Below are 24930 nucleotides of genomic sequence, written 5' to 3' on the forward strand. Positions count from 1 at the left end.
GCTTTAAGCCTGCAACTTCCAATCCCTAAATCTTATGCAGCCGCTGGAAGGCCTCAATGTCCGTCCGGCGGCCCATCACCACGAGCGTGTCCTCATTCTCAAACCGGTCGTCCGGCTCGGGGTTGAACAACATCCGGCCGTCCGCTCGGCGGATGCCGATCACCAGCAGCTTGTGCCGCTGGCGGGCGGCCGCCTCGCGCACGCTCTGACCGATCATATCGCACGGCGGCACGATCAGTAGCTCTTCGAGCTGCGCGTCGAGCTTCTCGTGGTCGGTGAAGTGCTCCAGCAGTTCGGCCGCGTGCGGCCTCGTGACGAGAGCCGCCATCCGGCGGGCGCCGATCACCGCCGGCAGCACCACGCGATCCGCCCCGGCTTGCAAGAGCTTCTTCTCCGTAGCGGCCAGTTCGCCGCGGGCGATGATCTTGAGTTTGCGATTGAGGTTGCGCGCCGTGAGGGTGAGGAACACGTTGTCGGCGTCCGACTTGAGCGCGACCACCACGGTGTTGGCGCGCAGGATGCCCGCGTCGAGGAGCACGTCCTCGTCCGTGGCGTCGCCCGTGACGACCAGCAGGCCATCGTCGGCCGCCGCGGCGGTGATTTCGAGGTCTTGATCGATCAGCACGAACGGCTTGTCGCGCCTCGCTAGTTCCTGGGCGAGCGTTTGCCCGATGCGGCCGTAGCCGCAGATGATGGCGTGTCCCGTCAGGTGTTCGATCTCGCGAGTCATGCGTCTGAGCCCCAGCGCCCGGTTGATTTGCCCCTCGACCATCGATTGGACGACGAGGCCGAAGGTGTATGCCACGCCCGCAACGCCGAGCAGGATCACGGCAATCGTGAAGAGCTGCACGACCGGCCCCACCTCGCTCCGCTCGCCGTAGCCGACCGTCGAGACCGTGATCACGGTGAAATAAACGGCGTCGAGCCACGTGCCGCCGGTAAGGAATTTGTACCCGACGATCGCCACGACTAAGAAGCCGCCTAGGAAAGTCACGCCTCGGCGGATGCGGTGCAGAAGGGTCACGGGCACGGGACGTATGCAGGGTAGAGCGAGGCGGTGTCGACCGAGTCTCCCGTTTCTATCCGACGCAATCAAGCCGACAGCTGCTGCTGTACGCTAATCAAGGGCGGTTGGGGGAGGTGTCTCCGACACCGATAACGCGTCGCCAGCCAACTCGGCTAAAACACCGTAATCGGTGTCGGAGACGCCTCCCACAGCACGGCAATTGAAGACGCTTTCCGACGACCGTAGGTCGTCGGCTGCTTCCTAACAGCAAACAGCCGCTAGGTCCGGTAATCGGCGTTGAGCCTTACGTACTCGGCCGTCAGGTCGGTGGTCCAGAAGCGTGCCGAGGCCTCGCCCTCGCCCAGCAGCAGCACGAGCAGCGTGTCGCGGCTCGAGCGGATGCTCTCGGAGACGGCCGCCTCGTCGAACTCGACCGGGGTCCCTTTCTCGTACACCAGCATGCCGTTGATCAGCAGCGCCACGTGCTCCGGGTCGAACGGAACGCCGGCGTAGCCGGCGGCCGAGACGATGCGGCCCCAGTTGGGGTCGGCGCCCGCGATGGCGGTTTTCACCAGCGGACTATCGGCCACGGTCTTGCCGATGCGGATCGCGTCGTCGCGCGTCGCACAGCCGTGAACCTCCACGGTGATCAGGTGCGTTGCCCCTTCGCCGTCGGCGGGGATGCTCTGGGCGAGGTCTTCGCACACTTCGAGCAACGTCGCCCGGAAGGCCGAGAGCGCCTTGCCCTCAAGAGGCTCGCCGCCGGCGGCGCCGTTGCAGAGCAGCAGCACCGTGTCGTTGGTGCTCGTGTGGCCATCGACACTGATGCAGTTGAACGACTCGACGACCGCCTCGCTGAGGGCCGCCTGGGCGTCCTCCTTGCGGACATTGGCGTCGGTCATCACGACCGACAGCATGGTCGCCATGTTGGGACCGATCATCGCGGCGCCCTTGGCCAGGCCGGTGAGCGTGCACTCCACGTCGCCGAACGTGGCGGTCTGCGAGCGGACCTTCGGCACGGTGTCGGTCGTCATCATGCCGCGCGCCGCGGCGTCGAGCGAGGCGTCGTCCGAGCCGAGTTTGGCGGCCGCCGCCGCAACGCCCGCCTCGATCTTGTCCATCGGCAGGTGGTGGCCGATCACGCCGGTGGACATCACGAGCGCTTGCTCGGCGTCGCAGCCGACGGCCTCGGCGGCGAGCTCGGTCATGCGCAGCGCGTCGCGGTCGCCCTGGGCGCCGGTGCAGGCGTTGGCCACGCCCGAGTTGACGACCACCACGCGGGCGTTGTCACACGGCGTGCGTTTGCGGTCGAGCACCACCGGCGCGGCGCAAACGAGGTTCTGCGTGTAGACGCCCACGCCGACCGCCGGGCGGTCGCTCACCAGCAGCGACAAGTCGAGCCGCTCGGTGTTTTCCTTCACGCCGCAGTACACGCCCGCGCCGCTGAATCCCTTGGGGAATTGGTCCGCCATGAAGTCGTTGGTCCTATGCCACCGGGGCGCCGCGCTCAATCGAGCGCGGTCGTCTCGGCGTAGCCTTGCATGAGATTGAAGTTCTGCACCGCGGCGCCCGAGGCGCCCTTGATCAGGTTGTCGATCGCACAGACGACGACCGCCTTGCCCCGCACACGCTTGGCGAAAATCTGCACGCGGTTCGTGTGAGCGACGTGCTTGGTCGAGGGCGAAGCGTCGACGACCGTGACGAACGGCTCGTCGGCGTACGCCTCGCGGAGCGCCGCGGTGAGCGCCTCGCTCGAAGCGTCGCCCACGGGATCGGCGTAGCAGGTCGACAAGATGCCGCGGTCCATCGGCGCCAGGTGGGGCGTGAACACCACCTCGAGATCCGCCCCGCAGGCGTCGCCCAGCACCTGGTCGATCTCGGGCATGTGGCGGTGCGTGCCGACGCCGTACGCCATGTAGCTTTCGTTCGCCTCGGGGAAGTGGAACACCGGCTTCGGCGTGCGACCGCCGCCCGATACGCCGGTCGCGCTGTCGACGACGATGCCGGCGGGCGCGATCAGCCCCGCCTTCAAAAGTGGCGCCAGCGGCAAAATGGCCGACGTTGGATAACAGCCGGGGTTCGCCACGAGACTCGCGCCGCGGATCGCGTCGCGGTACAGCTCGGGCAATCCGTAGGGCGTCTTGCCGATCCGTTCCGGGTCGGGGTGCGTCACGCCGTACCACTGCTCGTAGACTGCCCGATCGGTCAACCGATAGTCGGCCGAAAGATCGACGACCTTCAGGCCGCGCCCCAGCAGGGCGGCGCAGGTTTCGGCGCTGGCGGCGTGCGGCAAGCAGGCGAATGCGAAGTCGGCCCGTTCGGCCACCTCGTCCGGCGAGAGACTCTCCAGGCAAAGGCCGTCAAGCACGCCACGCAGCGAGGGGTGGACCTCGGCGATCGAGGGCCGGTCTTCCTGCCGTGAAACGAGCGCGGTGACCTCGGCCTCGGGGTGGCGCGCGAGCAACCGAAGGAGCTCCAACCCGGTGTACCCGGAGGCGCCGTATACCGCGACTCGCACCATTCTTCTCTCGCTCTGGCTGCTCTGCTCACGACGCCCCGTTGTGATACCCCAGCCGGGGGTTAACGCGGCATTGTAATCCCCCCGGTCGCTGACCGCTACGACCAACAACGCCAATGCGGGGTTCGCATGCCGATTTCGGCGGGCGAGTCGGCGGCGTAAGCCGCCGGAGCTGATCGCAATACGCTTTCGCTCGACTGGCTGGAAAAACACCGGCGGCTGACGCCGCCGGCTCGTTTAGCCCGTTGTACGCGTAATCAAGCGCTGCTGGATCACGCTGAGGATCCCCTTGGCGACCTCCTCCTTGGGGCCGACGAAGTGGCCCACGGTCTCGCCAGTCGGGGTGAGCAGTTCGACCTCGTTATTAGCCGAATGCATCGCCTCCACGCCGTTCGAGACCATCAGGTCACAATGCTTGCGCTCCAGCTTGGCGAGCGCCCGCAAGCGGTGATCTTCGGTCTCGAGAGCGAATCCGACGACCCACCGCGGGCCCTTGGCCGACGCCAGTGTGGCGACCACGTCTTCGGTTTCGACCAGGTGCAGCATGAGCGGCTGGCCCGTCTTGGCGATCTTGCCCTGCGAGACTACCTCGGGCCGATAATCGCACGGCGCCGCGGCGCCGATGAGCCCGTCGCAGCTCTCAAATGCTTGGCGGGATGCCGCTAGCATCTCTTCGGTTGAAATCACCGGCACGACTTCGGCCGAATCGGGGTAGGCGACATCGACCGGGCCTGAGACAACCACCACCTCGTGGCCGAGCTCCAGGACGGCGGCGGCCAGCGCCGCCCCCATCCGACCGCTCGAGGCGTTCGTCAAATAACGCACCGGGTCGAGGTGTTGGCGCGTTGGGCCGGAGGTGATCAGGATGCGTGCCATCGTGTCACTAGAGCTTAAGCACCCCAGGCCAGCTCGGCAACGAGCCGCGTAAACCGCACGACTGACACGGTTTAGCGTGTCAGACCAAAATTGCCTGGGAGGGCGTGTCCCCTCAGGCGAGCGCTCTACGCTAAGTTTTTTGACAGCCCCCACGTGGGACGCCCCCGCCGGCAACCACACTGACCAGAAGGAACTGGTCGTTAGGATTCGCCATCACTCCCCCTGTCCCCTCGCAGCACGAAGCCACTCAGAGCGCGGCCCCCACGGGCCGGGCGACGGCGCTGGCGGCGTGGGTTCACCGCTACTTCCTGCTGCTGCTGCTCGCAAGCTACGCCGTGGCGTACTTCGCCCCGGCCACGGGCCAATGGCTGCGTGGCGTGTCGCTCAACGGCGGCGTGACGGGCAGCCTGTCGCTGTCGCGGGTGCTGCTGGCCGCCTTGTTGGCATTGGCCGGCATGGGGATCGATTGGACGAAGCTGCGCGAGTCGCTCGAGCACCCCGCGACGCTGTTCACCGCCTTGGCGGTCAAACTGATTGCTCCGGCCGTCGTCGTTTTCCTCATCGCCGCCGCGCTCAAGGGGGGCCCCCAGCCCGAGACCGCCCAGCTGCTGCTGGGACTGGCGCTGATCGCCGCGATGCCGGCCGCCGGCAGTTCGCCCGCCTGGACCCAAGCGGCCGGCGGCGACGTGGCCGTTTCGGTCGGCCTGCTCGTGGGTTCCACGGTGCTCGGCCCGCTTTGTGGCAGCCTGTGGCTCGACGGTTTCGCCGCCGCCGCGGGCGGCGACCAACTGCCCGACCGCTTGCGAGTGGCTGTCTCCGGCCTGTCGTTCTTGGCGTGGGTCATCGTGCCAACGGCTGTCGGCATGGCGCTGCGCCACTATTTGGGGACCAAGGTGATCGCCCGCTGGAAGCCCTACCTGCGTTTGGCTGGCGCCGCGTTGCTGCTCTTGCTCATTTACGTTTTCGCCTCCGAGGCGATCAGCCGCGCCATGCAACGCTCGGCCCCGAGCGAGTTGGCTTCGGCTGTGAGCCTCGCCGCCCTGCTCTGCTGCAGTGGGTTCCTGTTCGGCTGGCTCACCGGCCGCCTGAGCCACAGCGGCCACTCGTCTCGCGTGGCGTGCGTGTATGGCGTGGGGATGCACAACAACGGCATCGCCCTGCTGGTGGCCGACGCCGTGCTGCCGAGCGACTCGGCGGCGTTCGCCCCGATCATCGCCTACGCGTTGGTGCAGCACCTGCTGGCAGGCGCCGTCGACGCGCTTTTGGCGTGGCGGCGTGGCTAACGCGTCGTATTCAACGGCGAGCCGGCGGGCGTGAGCCCCCGGTGGTTTTGCAGAAAGATAGTCAGTATCCAGCGCACTCCGGGGGCTTACGCCCGCCGGCTCGCCCCTTCGCGTTGGTTCACTCCTGCCGGGTGAGTGTCCACGCCTGAGCGCCATTAGCAGTGGCGACACTTATCGCGCCGGTCTCTTCGGTCAAGGAGGCCAGCGGCGCCGTGAAGCTGACACTCGGGTCTTCCTCCAGCCTCCAGGTCGCCTGCTGCTGGGCCGGGTCGACCAAGCCGACCACATTTTGCACCTCGCCGTTCGTCGGGTCGAAGCTCGATCCGGCGAGTTGTCCCTGACGGTTGACGGCAAGCTGCACCATCAGGGCCGCCTGCTCGTCGCCCTGCGGAGCGAGCCCGTAGACGCCCAGGTGCAGCCACTCCTCCGACTCGGCTTCGCTCGGCGGCGCCGGGACCGGCTGTTGGGGCGCCGCCTGCGGGGCGGTTTCTTCAACTACATACGTGTTGTACGTGTCGCCCGATTCGACGTACGCCACACCGGTCGCCGGGTAAGGCGCGCCGTAAGTGATCCAAGCCGACACGGTCGCCGCCGTGGCGATCGCTACGTTGTCCGCGTAAGGATGCGTCGCCTGCCAAGCGTTGGGGTGCTGGGCGTACCAAGCGGGCGAGAACGGTTGGGGGCCGTTCTGCCAATTCGCGGCAGCCGATTGGGCCGTCTGCTGGAGTTGGGCTTTGTCGATCTGGCCCGCCCGCGATTGAAGGCTGTCCGACTGGGTGGCCGCTTGCGACTGCTGGAGCGCCTGCCCCAAGTTCTGGACTTGGCCATGCTGCCAGCCATTGCCTGCTTGCCACGCTTGGCTCTGCTGCAAAGCGCCGGCGGCGCCGCTGCCGCCAAGGAAGCCTTGCAGTTGCTGGGCTGTGGCGTTGTTACGGCCCGGCCCGGCGCCGAAGCCGCTGCTGCGCGGGCCGCTAGTGTTGGGACTAAAACCGCCGGGGCGCGAGTTGTTCGCAACCCCTGCCCGCCCGCCGCCAACATTCGGCCGAGCCGAGTTCGTTCGGATCCCGCCCGAGGCTCCCAAACTTCCGCTACGCGGCGGGCCGCTCGGCGTAAAGTTCCTGGCGCTGGGACCGCTGAAGCCGCCACCCGCTCGGGCGCCGGAGCGGTTCGCTCCGCCACCCCCGGGCCGGCCACGAGCGATCGCGGTGTCGGCGGCGATGAACAGCAGAGCAACGGAAAAAACGAGCGCAGCACGAGCGCAGCACGAGCGGGGCATGGGGTAACTCCCTGAGAGCGGAGAGAAAAGGCGGGGGATGAGGAGGGCTTGGCCGCGGCGTGGGTAGAAATACTCCCCAGCACGGCTAAGGCCATCTGAAACCTAGCTCACGATCCGATCCCGGGCTCGCCGGATCGCTGAGGCTCAGACGACACCCTAAGAAACACCCCTGCTCACCCGCGGGCGCCGCAGCGGATCGCGGGTTTCAGACGGCCGTTCAAAATTCAGCCGCACCAAAACCGCACGACCGTCAAAGCCGTTGTGAGCCGATCGAAAAGCCAATCAACCACGGATCACGGCCGTTCTTGCAGCAGCACGCACCAGCCCGTCAGCTTGCCGTTGCGGCCGGCGAATCGCACCGGCGCGATCGCCGCGAGCCACTCGCCGCTGTACTCCGGGTCGGTCTCGGCAAGGGCGTCGTGGTAGTTCTCCATCAAGAACGGTTCCTCGTCATGGCCGTTGATCTCCTCGATCACCTCCTGAATGAGCCACACGGGGTGGTAGAGCGGCAGCTCGCCGCTCGACGCTGCGCCCGCCCGCGCGGCCCGGTGGAAGTGTTCGTGCTGCATAATCAGGCCGTACCGGGTGTTCGGCTTGACGAAGAAGTCGAGGTTGGTGTGAGCGATCGTCAGCAACTGGTTCTCTCCGAGGTTCGCGTCGAGGCCCGTGATATCGAACACTTGGACGGCCATGCCCAAGACGCCGATCGGCCTGCCGTCGGAGGCGTCCGGCGGGAAGATCGGCACGCTGAACACCACGACCGGCTCGCCGTGCGTGCCGCTGAACGGGGCGACAAGCTGCGGCTGGCGGATCGGCTCGATCTCGTCTTGCCGCAAGTCGGGCGTGACCGGGCCCAGACCATGGAAGTATTCTCGGTGGGCGTAGGTATCGCCGTAGCTGTCGAATTCCTTCCCTGTGGTGGGGTTGATGAGCGGGGCGCGGGCGATCTGGGTGCCGCGCCCGTCGTCGAGGTTCACGAACCAGTTGTACGAGGCCAACCCCCGTTTCTCGAGCCAGTAGTTCCGCTGCTCGAAGAGCCACTCGTTGACCGCCATCCACTTCTCGCGGTTCTCCGGGTCCTTGTACGCCGCTTTCAACGCGAGGCGGAGCTCGCGGTCACGACTGGCGATGTCGAGGATCAGCATCCGCCGATCGAGTTCTGAACCCAGGGCGTTGGCCGCTAGGCTGGCGCGCGAGATTAGCCCGTCGTGCCGGGCGACGGTCGCCCGTTGGGCGGTGCGTGTCTGCCAGCCGGAGAAGACCGTCGTGAGCACCAGCAGCGACACGACCGCCGCCGCGGCCGTCTGCACCACCGAACGGTGTCGCCGCGCCCAGCGCGCCACCTTGCGTGTGAATGGCTCTTGGTAGGCCGCCACCGGTTCGTCGGCTAGATAGCGCTCGACCTCGTCGCCAAGCTCCATCGCCGTGGCGTAACGCTTCTCCGGTTGCAGGGCCATCGCCTTAAGGCAAATCGCCTCGAGCGCCGCCGACAAGCCGGGCGCCAGCCGGCGAGGCGGATCGAACTCGCCGCGGATCACCAGCTGCCTGAGCTCGGCGAGGGTGGGCGCCTCGACGGGCGGCCGACCTGTGAGCAGTTTGTACAGCGTCGCCCCCAGGGCGTAGATGTCGGCCGCCGGGCTCAAAGTGCCGTCGCCCGACATCTGCTCGGGGCTCATGTAGGCCGGCGTGCCGGCGATGCTGCCCGACTCGGTCATGCTGCTGGTGGCCATCGGCATGAGCGTCTTCTCGAGCTCGTGCTTGAACTGCCCCTCGCGCCCGACCGCCATCGCCAGCCCCCAGTCGACCACGAGCGTCTCGCCGTAGCGGCCGAGCATCACGTTGGCCGGCTTGATGTCGCGGTGCAGGATGCCGCGGTTGTGGGCGTAGGCGATCGTCCGGCAAACCGATACGAACCTCGTGAGCAGCGACCGCAGCTCAAGGTTGCGTGAGGCGTCGTGCGGCGAGATCCGGTCGTCGGCTTTAGCGGGGTCGGCCTCGGGGTCGTCGTGGGCGCCGTGGAACTCGGCAATCGCGTCGTCGAGTGTCTCGCCTTGGATCAGCCGCATCGCGTAGAACGGCCGGTCGTCTTCGGTCAGCCCCGCACCGTAAACCGGCACCACGCCGGGGTGTTCGAGACGGCTCGTGACCTCGGCCTCGACCATAAACTGACGCAGCGACGCCTCGTCCTTCGAGCAGCGTCGCTGGAGGAACTTGACCGCCACCTCGCGGTGCAGCTTCTCGTCTTGCCCGGTGTAAACGACGCCCAAACCGCCGCGGGCCAACAGCCGCAAGCCGCGGTACGACCCCTCGGCGACGACCAAGTCGCCAACCGCCTCATCGACAGGCCGCATGGCGCCGTTGGGCCCGGGCCCCTCGGTCACTCCGTGCATGCCGGTCTGCTCGAGGCGATTGTCGATCGCCTCGAGAGCGTCGACGCGTCGCTGCAGTTCGCCCAGCAGCTCGGGGCGGTGGGCGCAGAGCGTGGCGAGGTCGATCGGGGCCCCGCCCTCCAGGGCATCCTCCCAGCGGTCGAGCAGGTCGTCGATTTCCGAGGCTTCACTCATGCGAGCAGATTACCGCTTTGCGAACCGATTGCGAACCGAAATAAGAAATTGGCGGAGCCATGATCAGATAATATGGCGAGCCGGCGGCGTCAGCCGCCGGAGTTGCTTGCACTCCATTGCGGCGCGCCGACCACTCCGGCGGCTGACGCCGCCGGCTCGCCAGCCTTGAGCTACGCCGAGGGCAATTCGCCGCCTAACGCCTCGTGCAGCGCCAGCCGCGCCGAGCGCCAACGACGCTTGATCGTACGGACGTCGACGCCCAGCAGGTCGGCCGCCTCTTGCTGCGGCAGGCCGTGGTACCACAAGAGTTCGGTAACCTCGCGTTCGTCAGCGGGCAAGCGCTCGATCGCCTCGTGGAACTCGCCCCACTCGGCCACGGCCTGTGGGTTGTTCGTCACTTCGGCGGCCTCGAACTTCATCGCGCCGCTCTGGTCGGCGGGCGTCGCCATCTGGGTCTGGTGATTGGCGCCCTGGCCGAGAGGGCCTTGATAGCGTCGCGAGAGGTCGATCATCTCCCGCCGGATCTGCATCGCCGCTAGACGATAAAAGTGGCGGGCGTCGGCGATCTCGACACTCTCCATCGCTTGGTAAAGCCGCATCGACGCGTTCTGGAACACATCCTCGGTCTGCTCCCAACGGCCGACCTTAGGGAAGGTCCGCTTGATGGTGCGCGTGATCCGCATCAACCGGTCGCACGCTGCTTGCAACAACTCGGCGCGGGCCGAGTCGTCGCCGTCACGGAGCCGCCCCAGCAGCCGCTCAACCTCGCTCGTCTGGATCGTCATCTCGGGCTGCACAGCGGGCTCCAATCTCTTTCGCGGTGATGAGTGGGGGTGTCGATTATGAGGGCTGAGCGTCGCAAAGGAAACGGCAGGGTTTCGCACGACCAGATGCCCGGCTCGCATTTCTCTATTACGCTTGCAACTTTCGGCTGTTACCGAAAAAAGCCCCGGCGGGTCCATTGGACCCGCCGGGGCTGCGGTTCTCGGCCGGGGCTCACCAGTTCCGGTCGAAGGCCTGCGAGCGGCTGTTGCCGAAGAAGATCGCCGAGCTGTTGGCCGTCGCCGAGCTGTTGCGGAAGCCGTTGCCGCCGACCGAGTAGGCGCCCGATTCGCTGCGGGCGTTGCCGAACAACAGGCCGTTGGCGTTGGCCCGGCTGCGGCTGTTGCTGAAGCCGTTGTTGGTGCTGCTGATCGCCGTCGAGTCGGCCACGCCGCGTCCTCCCCAGTAGCCGCTGGCGTTCGCCTGGCTGTCGGAGATCGCCACGCCGCGGTTGCTGAAGGCGCCGCTCATCGAGTTGGCCGAAGCGTTGCCGCGGGCACGGCTCGATCCGTTGGCGATCGCCACGCCTCCGTTCGTGCCGGCGATCACGTCCGTGTTGCTGCGGGCGTTCCAGCCGCGGGCGTTGCTGCGGCCGTTGGCCTGAGCGAACCCGCCGTTGGCCGCGGCGATCGCGGTGCCGGTCGCCCGACCTCCGTTGCGGCCCGATCCGCTCATGTTGGCCCGAGCCACGCCGCCGTTCGAGGCGGCCGAGATGGCCCGGATGTCGGTGTTGCCGCGGCCGCTGGCGGTCGAAGTGGCGGTGCCGCCGGTCGAGTAGCTTTCGGCGACCACGGCCGCTTGGGCCGAGACGGTCAGGGTGCAGAAGGCGACGAGTGCGAGGGTCGTGAGGGCGGGGCGGGACATGGCGGGGTCTCCGTGAACGAGGTGGGATTAGGTGGGGGAGGGTTCGTTTCTGAGTCGTTTGGCGGGGCGTTCGGCCCCGGTGATACCCAGCCATGCGGGAGCAGACCCAACGGGGGGACAGCAAAACCGCTCCCGCGCCCAAATAGTCTCCCACCCCCCTTTCCCGCCCGGCTTGGGCGCCCGTGAAGCCAGGGAAATGACTTCTCCCACAGGCAAGGCGTTAGCGGTCCGATTCGACTAAGCAAACCGGGCATAAACCGCCAGCAAACGGCCCATTTCATTCGTTTTCCTTCCCCGGTCGATCGGCAGGGTTTAAGATGCCAGCCGTGTAATGTCGGTTGCGCCCTACCGCGACACCTCTTCTCGAAGGAAGACCCGATGTCTCGCTCGACCCGCTGGCAATGGGGCTCGCGCCCAAGCAAGTCTCGCAGCAGCAAGCGATCGGAAACACGCCATCTGCGTTGCGAGCCGCTCGAAGACCGGCGGATGCTCGCCGCCTACGTGGTCGACACCAACGTCGACGAGTCGGACGGCGACTTCTCGCCGGGCGACCTCTCTCTGCGCGAAGCGATTGAGATCGCCAACACCGTGCCCGGCGCCGACGAGATCATATTCGACTTCGGCCACGACGGGCCGGAGACGATCTTGCTCACCATGGGCGAGTTGCTGGTGACCGACTCTTTAACGATCACAGGCGACGGGGCGGAGCTGCTCACGATCGACGCGGGTGACGGACTCGACGGCGTCTTCGCCACTGGCGACGGTCACCGCGTCTTCACCATCGACGACGGCGTCTGGAACGCGGCGAGCGAGGTATTGCTTGGCGGGCTCACGCTCACGGGGGCGGACGTGCCTCACTCGCCGCCTCAAGGGGCTGGGGGACTTTACGGCGGGGCTGTCGGGAATTTCTTCGAAAATGTTTCGATTGTCGAGTCTGTGATCGCGGGGAACTCAGCGCAGGGGGGGGGCGGTGTCGCCAGCTACTGGGGAAAACTCTCCTTGCTGGAAACCGTTGTCCGAGACAACTCCGCTCTCTACGGAGGCGGTATTCATGGCTTCCTCGGCAATATTTCTGTGACCAAAAGCAAGGTCACCGGAAATGTGGCGCTGAATGACGATACGAAACGAGCCAGCGGCGGCGGCGTCTACATCTACGGCAGCTACACGACGATCGAGAGCAGCGTCATTGATCGCAATGAGGCAAACGGAAGCCAAGCCGGCGGCGTCGCGATTATTTTTAGCGAAGGGACGAGGATCGCTGGCAGCACGATCTCTGGAAACATAGCCGCCACCGAAGGGGGCGGTCTACACACGTTGAATTCGTTTCTCGATATCGAACAAAGCACTTTCTCCGGCAATCAAGCCGGAACTCACGGCGGCGCAGTCTACGCAAACTGGTTTCTCGAATTATCGAACACGACCGTCTATTCCAATCGCTCCGGAACAGGCGAGGGGATCTCGTTCGCTCCGGACTTTAGTGGCGCCGAGTTGACCTTGCGCAACACGATCGTCGCCGGCAGTACCAACCTATCCGGTGATCCGGCTGCGGATATCTCGCGATTCCCTGGCGCCGAGCCGTTTGACTTGATCGCCAGGCACAGCCTGATCGGCAATCTCGGAGACTTGCCGTTAAATGGCGCCAATAATCTGATCGGAGTCGGCCCACGGCTCGCCCCGCTGGCAGACAACGGCGGGCCGACACTCACCCACGCCCTGCTGCCCGGCAGCCCGGCGCTCGACGCGGGCGATTCGTCGCTGGTCGTGGGCACCGGCGTCTACGACCAACGCGGCGAGCCGTTTGTCCGCATCGCCGACGGCAACGACCCGGACGACGTGGTGATCGACATCGGCGCCTACGAGGCGCAGGCCACGCCCGAAGCGGCGCCGGGCGACTACAACCGCAACGGCGTGGTCGACGCGGCCGACTTTACCGTGTGGCGAGACGCGCTCGGCCAGACCGGCCTAACGCCGCTCACCGGCGCCGACGGCGACGGCGACGGCCAGGTCACCCGCGCCGACTACGACGTGTGGGTGAGCCATTTCGGCCTCGAGTTCACGTTTGAGCCATTCGTTCCTGAGGAGCTGATCGTCTCGACCAACATCGACGAGTCGGACGGCAACTACTTGCCCGGCGACCTGTCGCTGCGCGAGGCGATCGAGATCGCCAACGCCCGCGCGGGCGCCGAAACGATCACGTTCGACTTCGGCCACGACGGGCCTGAGACGATCTTGCTGACGATGGGCGAACTGGCGATCACGAGCTCGATGACAATCGCTGGCGACGGCGCCGACCTGTTGACCATCGACGCCAGCGGTTCCGACGCCACGCCCGGCGTGGCCGACGGGCAAGGGAGCCGCGTGTTCCGCACGATGGCGCCTGCTTCTGCCCGCCGGGGGACTCTGGTCACGCTCGTGGGCATGACGATCACCGGCGGCGACCCCAACGGCCATGGCGGCGGCGTGCTCAGCGAAGGGGGGCTGACAATCGTTGACAGCACGATCACCGGCAACACGGCGAGCGGCTCACGGGTCGACGACCTCAGTTACGAGTCGTACGGCCATTCCGGCGGCGGCCTGTGGGCCGACGGCGAGACCACGCTGCAGGGCGTGACGATCAACCACAACCGGGCGGCCCGCAGCTCGGTCGATCCCTACGGGTCGCCCCGCGGCGGCGACGGCGGCGGCGTGTGGGCCAGCGGGATGCTGACCATCACCGGCGGCGAGATCTCGCACAACGCGGCGGGCGACGGCCACGCCGGTCCCAACGACGAGGTCTACGCCGCCCACGGCGGCGACGGCGGCGGCGTCTGGTTCGAGGGGTCGGCGCTCTCGATCACCGACGCGTCGATTGTGGAGAACCGCGCGGGCGACGGCGGCGGCGCCTTCGGCGGCTCCGGGGGCAGTTCCGGTGGCGTGTACGCCCAGGGGGACCTCGCCCTCGTCAACTCCACGGTCGGCTACAACCGTTCCGGCTTGGCGGAGGGGCCGCACTACTCGGCGGGCAACTACGGAGGGATGCGGGTGATCGGCGACGCCACGATCACTGGCAGCGCCGTGACCGGCAACTACGCGCCGGGCGTCGAGCGGCACGGCTCCTATTACCCGTACTCCTACAGCTTGGCCGGCGCCCTGGGCGGCGTGACGATCACCGGCGACGCCACGATCACCGACAGCCAATTCACCGACAACCATTCCGAGGTGGGCACAGCGGGGCTGCGCGTCATCGGCGACCTGACGCTCTTGCGCGGCGAGGTTTCGGGCAACGACGGCGGCGTTTCGGTAGACGGCGCGGCGGAGATCGAGGACTCCACGATCACCGGCAACCTCGCCAACGGCGCCGGCGGCGGCGTGCGTGTGATCGGCTCGCTCACGCTCCGCCGCAGCACGGTGGCCGACAACTCCGCCGCCGCCGGCGCGGGCGACCAGCACGACGGCGCCGACGGCGGCGGCGTCTTCGTCGACGGCGCCGCGACGATCGATAGCAGCACGATCAGCGGCAACCGCGCCGGCGACGGGCGCGGCAACAGCACGTTCTACGATTACTTCAACGGCGGCCGCGGCGGCGACGGCGGCGGCGTGAGCCTCACCGGCGACGGCGATAAGCTCATCACCAACAGCACGATCAGCGGCAACACGGCCGGCCGCGGCGGCGATGGCGGACGACGCACCTACGGCGGCGACGGCGGCGACGGCGGCGGTGTGCACGTGTTCGGCGCCGACGAAACGACGATCCGCTTCAGCACGATCACCGGCAACTCGGCGGGGGCGGCCGGCGGGCCGGGCTACGCGGGCGATTACGCCGGCGGCGCCGCGGGCACGGGCGGTGGCGTGTTCACGACGTCCCTCGATCCCTCGCTCCAACTCACCAGCACGATCGTCGCCCTGAACGTGCAGGACGCGACCGCCCCCACCCCGGTTCTCGACGACCTGAACAGCCCCGGATCGTTCCGCACCAGCGGTTCGATCATCGGCGTCGACACGGGCGCCAACTTCTCGTCGTATTCCTCGACCGACCAGATCGGAACCGCGGCCGCACCGATCGACCCGCGCCTCGCCCCGCTGGGCGATTACGGCGGCCCGACGGAAACGCACGCCCTGCTGCCCGACAGCCCCGCCATCCACCGGGGGGTGAAGCCCGACATCTTCATGCCGCCATACGACCAACGCGGCCCGGGTTTCCGCCGCGAATTTGGCGACATCGACGTCGGCGCCTACGAGTGGCAGGGCGTGGATATCTTGGTCGACAACAGCATCGACGAGGCGGACGGGGACCTGTCGTGGGGCGATGTTTCGCTCCGCGAGGCGATCGCGATGGCGAACGCCCAGCCGGGCCCGAACCGGATCTTCTTCGACCTCACCCAGGGCGACCCCAACCTGATCGAGCTCACGATGGGCGAGATCGTGATCACCGAATCGCTGCACATCGAGGGCTACGGCGCCGAGTCGCTGACGATCGACGCCGGCAACGGCGCCGACGGCGTCTTCGGCACCGGCGACGGATACCGCGTCTTCAACATCGACGACGGCGACGACGACGCGCTGATCGACGTGACGATCGAGGAGCTCACGCTGACCGGCGGGGACGTGCGTCTCGCTTCCGGCGGCGGATTCGGAGGCGGAAGCGGTGTTTCGCACGGAGGTACGGTGTACAGCCGGGAGAACCTGACGATCGTCGACAGCCTCTTCATCGACAACGCGGCTTCGGGCGTCGGCGGGGCGATCTCCCATCGTGAGGGCGCCCTCACGATCACCGGGTCCGAATTTGTCGGCAACCTCGCCGGCGGCGACGGCGGCGCCGTCTCCGTCAGTCATTCCAACGGGACGTTGATCGAGCGATCGGTCTTCACCGCGAACGAATCACGCGGCCGGGGCGGAGCCATCAACTCCTCTTGGGCGGACCTCGAAGTCCGCGACAGCCTAATGTCGGGCAACACGTCGTTGCGCAACGGCGGCGGGATCAGCTCCTGGAACCACACCAACCAACCGTTCACCACGCTGATCGAGAACTCCACGCTGAGCGGCAACACCTCCGACCAGAGCTTCGGCGGCGCCCTGCACCTTTACGGCGCCACGACGACGTTGCGCGGTTCGACCGTTTACGCCAACCGCTCGTACAACGGGGGCTCGATCGCGGTCACTCGCGACAGCTTCCCCACAACGCTCCTGCTGGAGAACACGATCGTGGCCGGCGGCGCCGACCTCGGGGGCGCCGCGGTCGGCGAATTCGATTCGCCGTTCGGCGTTTCCGGCGTTGTCATCGAGGCCGATTACAGCCTGATCGGATCCCTCGGCACGGCGCCGCTAACGGGCAACCACGCCCTCTTGAACATCGACCCATTGCTCGGTCCGCTGGCCGACAACGGCGGCCTGACGCTCACCCACGCCCCGCTCCCCGGCAGCCCGGCGCTCGACGCCGGCGACCCGTCGGTCGTGTTCGACCTTGCGGAATTCGACCAACGCGGCGAGCCGTTCTACCGTGTGCAGGGCGGGCGGATCGACATCGGGGCCTACGAGGTCCAGTCGGCCGCGCCGGCCACCGCCTCGCTCTCGGTCGATGAGGGCTTCGCCTTCTTCACGGCGCCGGTCGGTGAGTCGACGGAGGAATCCGCGCCGCTCCTCAGCGAACCGGCGGGCTACGCCACCGGCGACGACGCCCTGCTGTTGTTGACAAGCACAAGCGGCTTGGGGGATTCTGACGACGCCGAAGGCGTCGAATCGCTCTCGTGGGAGAGCGGCGACGGCGACGAATCCTCTAGCGACGAAGCGGGCGCCGCCCTGGCGGTAGCCCTCTCCGAGTGGCCGTGACAGCGCCTAAAGAAATAGTGGCCGAAGAGGAAGCCAAGCCCGCCGGTCCTGAAGAGGAGCCGCTGCGCAGCGTCCACACGACCAGCTTCCCGGCCCTGCTGGAGCAGTTGGGCGCATCGCTTCTGGTGACCACTTACCAAGCGGGCAAGCTCGTCGTGCTGCGCGCCGACGGCGGGGTGCTCAACACCCACTTCCGCAACTTGGTCAAACCGATGGGCCTGGCCGTCGAGGGCGGTCGGCTCGCCGTGGGGTGCAGCGTCGACGTGTGGGAGTTTCACAACGTGCCGGCCGTGTGCGTGAAGCTCGACGAGTCGGAAGACTACCCTACGTCCATTGCCAAACACGACGCCTGCTTCATGCCGCGTCGCAGCCACTGCACCGGCGACGTGCAGATCCACGAGATGGCCTTTGTGAAAGGCGAAAGTGGAAAGGGGAAAGGCGAGAGCGAGCTGGTGTTTGTCAACACGGCGTTCAGCTGCCTGGCCGTGCGGAGCGAGCAGAACAGCTTCGAGCCGGTGTGGCGGCCGCCGTTTATCGACCGGCTCGCGCCGGGCGACGCGTGCCACCTGAACGGCTTGGCGGCCGAGGGAGGCAGGGTCAAATACGTCACGGCGCTGGGACAAACGACCGAGCCGGGCGGTTGGCGCGAGAACAAACGCGACGGCGGGTTGCTGATGGACGTCGACTCGGGCGAGGTCGTCTGCCGCGGGCTGTCGATGCCGCACTCGCCACGGCTGTACCGCGACAAACTGTGGCTGCTCGAAAGCGGCGAGGGGACGATCGGCACGGTCGACCCGGCCACCGGCCGCTACGAGGCGATCGCCCAGTTCCCGGGCTTCACGCGCGGGCTGAGCTTTCTGGGTCCGCTTGCTTTCATTGGCTTGTCGCAGGTGCGGGAGTCGGCCGTCTTCAGCGGCATCCCCCTGGTCGAGCGGCTCAAGAAGGCCGAGGAGCGGACCTGCGGCGTGTGGGTTCTGAATATCGAGACCGGCCAGACGCTCGGCTTCTGCCGGTTCGAGGCGGGCGTGCAGGAGATCTTCGCCGTCGAGGTGCTGCCCGGTGTGCGGTTCCCGGACCTCGTGAACCACGACGCCGAACTCGTGGGCCGCAGCTACGTGTTGGGCGACGAGGCGCTCTCGCAAGTGCCGGCGGAGATGCGACGGTAGGGCCAATCAGACCCCTCGTAGTTGCACCGCCGCGAGCCAGCCCAGCCAAAGTTGACTCGGCTGCGACCGGCTGGCTACGATCGCAAGCGGCGAATCGCCGGCGAAGCTGCTTGTCGCCTCATCTAATGACCATTGAACCGGAGAATCCACGATGGCGGCGCCTCAGATTCGTCAGGCATGGCGACCCTTCTTGTCGGCTGTCGCGTTCGCATTGACGATCGCATCGGCACACGGCGCCGCGGCGCAGCAAGTTTTCTACAGCCACACCTCGGGCGTCGGGGGCGACGGCTTTGTCTGGGACGACGATTTCGAGCCGGGGCCCAACAACCTGGGCGATGGGAACGAGTTCTACACGCCCGACGGCGTGTACTACTTTAACTACTCCGGCAATGTCTCTTACTTCGACGACAGCTACCAGGCCGCCGGCGCCAGCGGATTGATCGACGGCGACGCTTGGTGGGGCAACCCGCTCGACGACGGCGGTTACCAGGTCGGGATGTACTTCGAGGAATTCAGCACGGTTGAGACGCTGAGCTTCGACTTTTCCTGGGCCCTGGCGGGTCAGGACGCCCCGACCGAGATCTACTTCGACGTCTCCGATTACACCGCCAACGAGGGACAGGGGGCCTACACGTCGGTCTACGTTGAACTCGACCAAACATTCAACGCGGGCGCGGCGTTCGGCGGATTCGACGGCGCGGCAGGACACGTGACGTTCGACATCAACGAGCTGTCCGACGACGGAGAGGGGACGCCGTTTTCCGTGATCTCAGAATTCTATCTCTACTTGGACGAGATCCTCACAACGAGCGGCACGGGCGAGTTCGCGATCGACAACGTGTCGATCAACGGCGCCGTGCTGGGCGACTCGCGGGTGTTCCCCAGCGTCAACGGCGGAACGGTCAACGTCAGCGGGTCGTCCATACTTACGAGCCTGGTGCGTGAGGAGGGCGTGTGGGACTACGGCCTCTCGTTCACCAATGCCGGCTCGGTGGCCACTACGTTTTCGACCGAATTGCTACCGGGCGGCGACTTAGGAGACCCCGGCCAGCCGACAGGCGAGCCGTTGCTCGCGGGAGAGACTCGCTACTTCCCGTCGGTGGCTCAGATCGATGCGAGCTCGCCATCGGGCACTTACCGCAGCGACATCCGGGTAATGAACGACGAGAACCCCGGCGACCCCGACGACGAGACCGGGCTCCGGGTGGGTCTGCACGACGCCCCCGCCCTGACGGCCAACAACAGCGCGCCGGCCCCCGCCGGCATCGGCGTGCTGCAGTTGAGCAACGCGGCGGCGGGTCCTCACGAGGGCGCCCTCCGCGCGGGAGTCGCCGTCAACGCGGTCGATGTAACGGGACCCTTCGAGGTCGTGGGCATGTCGACCGCGAGCTTCGTCGGCCCGGACGATACGATCGCGGGCGACATCGAGTTCAATCGTTTCGGCCGACGCAGCGGCGTCTACAACGGCACGGCGACGCTGCAGCTGACCATGCGGTCCGCCACCGGCAACTTTATGTCGAACGCGGCGCCGGTCGACAATGTGGTGTGGTCTGTCGCGCACGACCAAGAGGACCTCATGACCGACTCCCACTCCGCCGGCGCCGGCGAGGCGTACGCAGAGACCGTGGGCGTCAACACCGCAATGTCGGCCGCTACGATCGTCGGCGGCGAGACGCCCGAGGCGGTGTCCTACTCCTTGGAGATCGTCTCGGCGCCAACGCCGAACGCGGTGGTCAGCACCGACGTTTTCGAGACAAGCTTTGATGTGGAGAGCGGGTTGTACGTGCTGCAAATGACGTACGACCCCGAGGCGTTGCCCACGGGCGCCACGCCGCTCGACCTGTTGCCCCTCCACTTCGACGAAAACGCCTCACTGTGGGAAGAGGCGGCGATGAACAACAGCGACGGCGGCGCCGGGGCGGCTTTCTACGCCGGCGCCTATGCCGACTACTTGGCGGGCGCCGGCGGCGGAGTGCTCGACGCCGCCGACCTGAGCGCCTACGGCGTCGACGCGGCCAGCGACCAAGTGTGGGTCGTGCTCGACAACCCCGGCAGTTTCGCCGTGGGCTTGCTCGGGCTGCCCGATCCGTTGGCGGGCGATTACAACAACAACGGTGTGGTCGACGCGGCCGATTTTACCGTGTGGCGCGACAACTTGGGCGAGGCGGCGGGCGCGCTGCCGAACGACGTCGACGGCGGGGTGATCGGCGCGGCCCAGTACGACACGTGGGTGGCGCACTTCGGTCAAACCCGTGAGGCGGCCCAATCGCCAGCGGTTCCTGAGCCTTCGTGCGTGGCGTTGCTGGGTCTTGCCGCGGGGGCTTTCGCTCGGCGCCGTCGTCACTGAAACGGGGGGCCACACGACCCGAAGGGTCGGAGCGGTTGCGAGGGGCCCGTCCGCTAGCAGCACGCCCCCGATCGTGGCGAAAGGTCTGGCCCCCGGCGGCGGGTCGGGGATAATCGATCCCCGCGGCGGCTTGCTGGAAAGCCACCGCGTGGATCCTCGACCGCCCCCACCGACGCACGCCTGCGATGGACGAAGCCGAATCGAATCGAGCGGCGATGCGGCTCGCGATCTACGTCGAGGGCGGCCTGCTGGCGATCGCCCTCGTCGCGGCATGGCTTTTCGCGACGCCGCTGCGGGCCCTGCTCACTCCCCCCAGTGGGACGCCTATCGCTCTGGCGATTGGTGTGGCGGCGGCGCTGCCGTTGCTCCTGTTTCTGGCCGCGAGTCTGCGTACCGGCTGGCGCCCGATCGTTCGCGTTCGGCGGCGGGTCAAGCGGTTCGTCCGTGCGCTGTTCGGCGGCGCCTCGATCCCCCAAGTGGCTGGCTTGTCGATCCTCGCCGGGGTGTGCGAGGAGGTCGCTTTCCGCGGTGTTCTGCAACCGATGCTCGCCGCGTGGACCCACCCTTACATCGGCTTGCTGCTGGCGAGCCTTGCCTTCGGCCTGGGGCACGCCGTCTCACGGGCATACTTCTGGCTCGCCACGGCCGCGGGGCTGTACTTCGGACTGCTCACCCTGCTCACCGGCGAGATCGTCTCCGCGATTGCGGCGCACGCGATCTACGATTTTGTGGCGCTGCTGGCGTTGCGGCGTTGGCCCACTGGCTCGCGCGCAGCTTGATTCCCACGTTCAAAGAGGGCCTTTTCCGACATATGGCAGGGTCACGCCAGTTTCAAAACTCCACGCCGATCGCGTCGCACAAGAACGCCAAGTACGGCTTCGTCGCCACGAACTTGGCCGTCGTCTCCTTCACGATGTCGGGCGACATCAGCTCGTCCGGCTCGATCTTGCAGCCTGCGATGTGGTCCTTTCGTCGGAGGTCTTCGATCATCGGGTGGTCGATCGGGTAGCCTTTGGGCGCCCGCTTGAGCGACTCGCCTTGGAGGTCCCAAGCGGCGCGGAACCGTTTGTTGTCGCGAGCTTTACGCCAAGCGGATGGGTCAGCGTCGATCGCCCTACGGATGGCGGCGAGCGCACTCGATTCCGGTCGCCATACGCCCGACCCCAGGAAGCAGCCGTCCGGAGCGATGTGCAGGTAGAGCCCCGGGGCGTGGACGTCCTTGCCCGCGGCGTGGCGGAACTGGATCCCGACGTTCGTCTTGTAGGGCGACTTGTCCTTGCTGAACCTCACGTCGCGGTGGATGCGCATAAGCGATCCGCCCACCTTCTTCGGCACGGCCAAGAACTGCGGCGAGACCCTCGCCAGCGGACGCTCCATCGCCGCGATGTACGCCAGTGCGGGCCCACGCACTTCGCTCTCGTACCGCTCGCGATTCTTCTCGAACCAGTCACGGCGGTTGTTCTTAGACAGTTCCTCCAAGAAACGAAGCGTTCCTAAGGGGAATCCGGCGAACTTTGGGGCGGAGGGCATGAAATGAGTATCGGGGGCCTGAGGAAAGATGGGAGGGTGAGCGTTTCAAACCAGGAGCTAGGGAGGCTGAACGACCGATAGTATACTATTCAGTTGAATATCTAACGGCCTCCCCCTCCCGGCCCGTCCCCCCAGCCCGAGCGTTCTTGCGAAGCAGGTGAATCCGTGGGGGTAATTGGGAAAAACCCCTAGCGAGACAGGCCCCGATACGTCACAATCCGGGGCTCACCCGCACTTGCTGGCCGCGGCTGGATGTATCTGGCTTGGCTGAGAACAAGTGTGGCGTGTGACGACGCGGTATGGGGACCCCGAGCCCCGCCGCCTCTCGAAGGGTTCGTCCCGTGGGCTACGGCCCGCTGACGGACTTGCGACTCGGGGCTTCCACCAGGCAAACACAGAGGAAAAAGATGTCTCGCTACACCGGGCCGAAGGCCCGCATCAACCGCCGTTTGGGCGGCCAGATCTTCGAGAGCGCCGGCGCCCTCCGCGCCACCAACCGCAAGCCCGAGCCCCCGGGCATGCATCCTCGCCCCCGCAAGGTTTCGACCTACGGCGAGTCGATGCGCGAGAAGCAAAAGATCAAGTACTACTACGGGTTGGGCGAGCGTCAGCTGCGCAAGCTCTTCGATCAAGCGGGCCGCATGAGCGGCAACACGGGCGAGAACCTGCTGCTCCTGTGCGAGCGTCGGCTCGACAGCGTGGTGCGGCTCTCGGGCCTCACCCACACCCGCCCGCAGGCGCGGCAGGGCGTGAGCCACGGTCACTTCACCGTGAACGGTCGCTTCTGCGACATCCCCTCGGCCCAGGTGCGTGCGGGCGACGTGATCCACGTCAAGCGTCGCCAGAACATCGTCGGGCTCTACCGCGGCCGCGTCGCCGAGTTCAATGGCCAGACGGCCGACTGGCTCGCGTTCGACGAGGAGAACCTGAAGGTAATTGTCCACCGCCTGCCGACAGCCGAAGACATCACCCTGCCGGTGTCGGTCGAGATGGTCGTCGAACTCATGTCGCGCTAGTCGTCAGCATTCCGTCCATTCAATCCATGCGAGGGCGGGGCCAAGAAGCAAGAGGCCCCCTCGCAAATGGCCGCCCTCATGTGGCGGGCAACCCCAGGAGATTACAACGTGTCCGTTAGAATCCGCATGAAGAAGATGGGCCGCTCCCACCGCCACTTCTTCCGCATTTGCGCCATGGACAAGCGGTCGCCCCGCGACGGCAAGGTGCTCGAAGAGCTTGGCACCTACGACCCGCACGTCGGTGAGACCGACGCCCGCGCTTCGCTCAACAAGGAGCGCATCGACTACTGGCTGAGCGTCGGAGCCCAGCCGTCGGAGAACGTCGCCGTGCTGATCAAGAAGTACGGCACCGACGGCACGCACGCCGACGCCCAGCGCGAGGCGCTCGGTCGTCTGTCGCTGCCGGCCGACGTGTCCGACCCGGACATGCCCGAAGCCCCCAAGCCGCCCGAGCCGGAGCCGGCCGAAGAGGCCGCCGCCGAGGGCGAGGCGTCGGAGGACAAGCCGACCGACGAGGCCGCCAGCGAGGCGCCCGCCGAAGAGGCCAAGGCCGACGAGGCGCCCGCCGAGGAGAAGAAGGAGGAGGCTTCGGCCGAGTGAGCCCCTGCGGTTCGCCAATCGAAGCCGACGCGTCGCCATGCGTTTCGACGTGCTCACCCTCTTCCCGGAGATCTTCTCCGGCTACCTGGGCCAGAGCCTGTTGAAGCTGGCGATCGACCGCGGCCTGGTCGACGTGCAGTTGCACAACATCCGTGACTGGGCCAAGGGCAAGCACCACAACGTTGACGACCGGCCCTTTGGCGGCGGCCCAGGCATGCTGATCATGCCCGGCCCCGCGGTCGAGGCCGTCGAGGCCGTCAGGCCTCAGAGCGACAACCCGGGCCGGCTCCTGCTGCTCACGCCGCAGGGCCGCCGACTCGACCAACGCATGGCGGAAGACCTGTCCCAGGCGGGGCGGATCTTGCTGCTGTGCGGCAGATACGAGGGCTTCGACCAGCGGGTGACCGACCTGCTCGAGCCCGAAGAGGTGAGCATCGGTGACTACGTCCTCAACGGGGGCGAGGTCGCCGCGATGACGATCATCGACGCCGTGGTGCGACTCGTGCCGGGCGTCTTAGGAGACGAAGAGAGCAGCGTCCAAGACTCGTTCAGTCGAGGCAACCGCATCCTGGAGCACGCCCAGTACACCCGGCCCCGCGAGTACCGCGGACTGGGGGTCCCCGAGGTGCTGCTCTCGGGCAACCACCCCGACATCGCCGCCTGGCGAGAGCGGGACGCGAGAGAACGGACCGAACAACGCCGCGGCGACCTGTTGGGCGACAAAGACCCCAGCGAGTGACCCCGCAGCAAGACACGCCGTCGACCGCCGTCGGCGGCGCCGACACGAAGCAAAACCGAATCACCGATTGCCCTCTCCCACGAGGGCCCTTCCGCAGAAAAGGGCGAACCGCCATGTCCAAGCAGATTCTCGACCTCGTCGAAAAAGCGAGCCTCAAGCAGGGCGACGACCTGCCCCAATTCGAGATCGGCGACACGGTCAACGTGCACACCCGCATCCTCGAAGGCGACAAAGAGCGGATCCAGATCTTCACCGGTGTGGTGATCGCCCGCAGCGGCAGCGGCTCGAAGGAGATGTTCGCGGTCCGGCGGATCGTGAACAACGAGGGCGTGGAGCGCAAGTTCCCGGTCCACTCGCCGCGCATCGCCAAGGTCGAGGTCGTCCGCTCGGCCGTGGTCCGTCGCGCGAAGCTCTACTACCTCCGCGACCGCGTCGGCAAGGCCACGCGCCTCAAGGAACGCCGCACCGACCAGGCCAAGAACAAGGCCTGAGCCACGGCGACAACCTATACGCAGAAC

Annotated in this window: 18 protein-coding genes; 9 read left to right on the forward strand and 9 right to left on the reverse strand. The window is 66.9% G+C overall.

What is annotated here, in order from left to right; genetic code table 11:
• Positions 1-25 precede the first annotated feature (25 nt).
• The 4 genes from Mal64_RS05660 to Mal64_RS05675 all read right to left on the reverse strand — a co-directional run bounded on the left by Mal64_RS05660 (position 26) and on the right by Mal64_RS05675 (position 4400).
• Complete coding sequence (locus Mal64_RS05660) at positions 26-1030, reverse strand: potassium channel family protein (RefSeq protein WP_197525479.1); 1005 nt, start codon at positions 1028-1030, stop codon at positions 26-28.
• 254 nt (positions 1031-1284) lie between these two features.
• Positions 1285-2478 carry a bifunctional glutamate N-acetyltransferase/amino-acid acetyltransferase ArgJ gene (gene argJ, locus Mal64_RS05665; protein ID WP_146397908.1) on the reverse strand — a complete coding sequence of 398 codons (1194 nt, stop codon included), beginning with the start codon at positions 2476-2478 and terminating at the stop codon, positions 1285-1287.
• Between the two features lie 35 nt (positions 2479-2513).
• Positions 2514-3527: an N-acetyl-gamma-glutamyl-phosphate reductase gene (gene argC, locus Mal64_RS05670; RefSeq protein ID WP_146397910.1), complete on the reverse strand. Its 1014-nt coding sequence runs from the start codon at positions 3525-3527 to the stop codon at positions 2514-2516.
• 234 nt (positions 3528-3761) lie between these two features.
• On the reverse strand, positions 3762-4400 hold the full coding sequence (locus Mal64_RS05675) for a phosphopantothenoylcysteine decarboxylase domain-containing protein (RefSeq protein ID WP_146397912.1): 639 nt from the start codon (positions 4398-4400) through the stop codon (positions 3762-3764).
• A 314-nt stretch (positions 4401-4714) separates the two neighbouring features.
• Between Mal64_RS05675 and Mal64_RS05680 the strand changes: the two genes are divergently transcribed.
• On the forward strand, positions 4715-5683 hold the full coding sequence (locus Mal64_RS05680) for a bile acid:sodium symporter family protein (protein ID WP_261342185.1): 969 nt from the start codon (positions 4715-4717) through the stop codon (positions 5681-5683).
• A 118-nt stretch (positions 5684-5801) separates the two neighbouring features.
• Here Mal64_RS05680 and Mal64_RS05685 read toward each other — a convergent pair whose 3' ends face one another.
• The 4 genes from Mal64_RS05685 to Mal64_RS05700 form a co-directional block, all read right to left on the reverse strand.
• On the reverse strand, positions 5802-6959 hold the full coding sequence (locus tag Mal64_RS05685) for a hypothetical protein (protein WP_146397916.1): 1158 nt from the start codon (positions 6957-6959) through the stop codon (positions 5802-5804).
• 293 nt (positions 6960-7252) lie between these two features.
• The gene (locus Mal64_RS05690) at positions 7253-9523 is read right to left on the reverse strand and encodes a serine/threonine protein kinase (RefSeq protein WP_146397918.1); all 2271 of its coding nucleotides are present in this window, start codon (positions 9521-9523) and stop codon (positions 7253-7255) included.
• A gap of 170 nt (positions 9524-9693) precedes the next feature.
• Positions 9694-10308 (reverse strand): RNA polymerase sigma factor, encoded by a 615-nt coding sequence (locus tag Mal64_RS05695; RefSeq protein ID WP_197525481.1) that lies wholly within the window; start codon positions 10306-10308, stop codon positions 9694-9696.
• A 211-nt stretch (positions 10309-10519) separates the two neighbouring features.
• Positions 10520-11209 (reverse strand): hypothetical protein, encoded by a 690-nt coding sequence (locus Mal64_RS05700; protein ID WP_146397922.1) that lies wholly within the window; start codon positions 11207-11209, stop codon positions 10520-10522.
• A 378-nt stretch (positions 11210-11587) separates the two neighbouring features.
• Here Mal64_RS05700 and Mal64_RS05705 point away from each other — a divergent pair, with 378 nt between their 5' ends.
• The 4 genes from Mal64_RS05705 (at position 11588) to Mal64_RS05720 (ending at position 21306) form a co-directional block, all read left to right on the forward strand.
• Positions 11588-17014: a choice-of-anchor Q domain-containing protein gene (locus tag Mal64_RS05705; protein WP_146397923.1), complete on the forward strand. Its 5427-nt coding sequence runs from the start codon at positions 11588-11590 to the stop codon at positions 17012-17014.
• Between the two features lie 17 nt (positions 17015-17031).
• Positions 17032-18180, forward strand: a complete 1149-nt coding sequence (locus Mal64_RS05710; protein WP_231993589.1) for a TIGR03032 family protein — start codon at positions 17032-17034, stop codon at positions 18178-18180.
• A 151-nt stretch (positions 18181-18331) separates the two neighbouring features.
• Entirely contained in the window at positions 18332-20527 is a 2196-nt protein-coding gene (locus Mal64_RS05715) for a PEP-CTERM sorting domain-containing protein (protein WP_146397925.1), read from the forward strand.
• Between the two features lie 185 nt (positions 20528-20712).
• Positions 20713-21306, forward strand: a complete 594-nt coding sequence (locus Mal64_RS05720) for a CPBP family intramembrane glutamic endopeptidase (protein ID WP_146397927.1) — start codon at positions 20713-20715, stop codon at positions 21304-21306.
• 52 nt (positions 21307-21358) lie between these two features.
• On the opposite strand, the gene Mal64_RS05725 is transcribed toward Mal64_RS05720, so the two are convergent.
• Complete coding sequence (locus tag Mal64_RS05725; RefSeq protein ID WP_146397929.1) at positions 21359-22057, reverse strand: DUF2461 domain-containing protein; 699 nt, start codon at positions 22055-22057, stop codon at positions 21359-21361.
• Between the two features lie 407 nt (positions 22058-22464).
• Between Mal64_RS05725 and rpsD the strand changes: the two genes are divergently transcribed.
• From rpsD to rplS, 4 genes are all read left to right on the forward strand, one after another.
• The gene (gene rpsD / locus Mal64_RS05730) at positions 22465-23073 is read left to right on the forward strand and encodes a 30S ribosomal protein S4 (RefSeq protein WP_146397931.1); all 609 of its coding nucleotides are present in this window, start codon (positions 22465-22467) and stop codon (positions 23071-23073) included.
• Between the two features lie 108 nt (positions 23074-23181).
• Positions 23182-23673: a 30S ribosomal protein S16 gene (gene rpsP / locus Mal64_RS05735; protein ID WP_231993590.1), complete on the forward strand. Its 492-nt coding sequence runs from the start codon at positions 23182-23184 to the stop codon at positions 23671-23673.
• A gap of 37 nt (positions 23674-23710) precedes the next feature.
• Positions 23711-24412: a tRNA (guanosine(37)-N1)-methyltransferase TrmD gene (trmD, locus tag Mal64_RS05740; protein ID WP_146397933.1), complete on the forward strand. Its 702-nt coding sequence runs from the start codon at positions 23711-23713 to the stop codon at positions 24410-24412.
• Positions 24413-24525: 113 nt separating this feature from the next.
• On the forward strand, positions 24526-24903 hold the full coding sequence (rplS, locus tag Mal64_RS05745; protein ID WP_146397935.1) for a 50S ribosomal protein L19: 378 nt from the start codon (positions 24526-24528) through the stop codon (positions 24901-24903).
• Positions 24904-24930: the final 27 nt, after the last annotated feature.

The organism is Pseudobythopirellula maris, assembly GCF_007859945.1.
Classification (GTDB): domain Bacteria; phylum Planctomycetota; class Planctomycetia; order Pirellulales; family Lacipirellulaceae; genus Pseudobythopirellula; species Pseudobythopirellula maris.